General features: G+C 34.4%; 1 protein-coding gene. It reads right to left on the reverse strand.

The genetic code is table 11. The features are described 5' to 3' along the window. Window positions 1-134: 134 nt before the first annotated feature. Window positions 135-266 carry a hypothetical protein gene (locus DWX74_RS11330; protein WP_286164324.1) on the reverse strand — a complete coding sequence of 44 codons (132 nt, stop codon included), beginning with the start codon at window positions 264-266 and terminating at the stop codon, window positions 135-137. Window positions 267-450: the final 184 nt, after the last annotated feature.

A 450-nucleotide genomic window follows, 5' to 3' on the forward strand; every position in this document is an offset into this window, starting at 1 on the left:
GTCGTTATATCTAAAATACATCCGTATATATTTTTAGAGTGTTCAATCGGAATAGCTACTTTCCAATCAGTTCTCAGAATTTATAAATTAAAATACGATTTTTAATTTTTTTCATGAACTTCTTAATGTTTCCATTAAGCACAGACTATATCACCATCTAATTTTTTTAGATGCTCCCCATTTCCACCACCATTAGCTTGTGATGTACGGCATTTGCCTAGTCGTTGAACCTTATCCTGTTCGGATCTTGGCTGCTGATTATCCATTATTAAAGCACTTAGGGTTTAACCTTATGCCATCTAGTTAATTTTTTTTGCTTTCGCAACATTCACGCTTGAATATTTTTCAATTCTACGTTGTAGTTTAACTAGCTTTAGGAACTTCCAGCAATTAAAGGAGTTTTGGGCGATTTCTCGCCTCTCTACACTCGTTATGAATGTAGGGAGCTTT

Origin of the sequence: Peptoclostridium sp. AF21-18 (genome assembly GCF_003478825.1) — a bacterium.
Classification (GTDB): Bacteria; Bacillota; Clostridia; order Peptostreptococcales; family Peptostreptococcaceae; genus Peptacetobacter.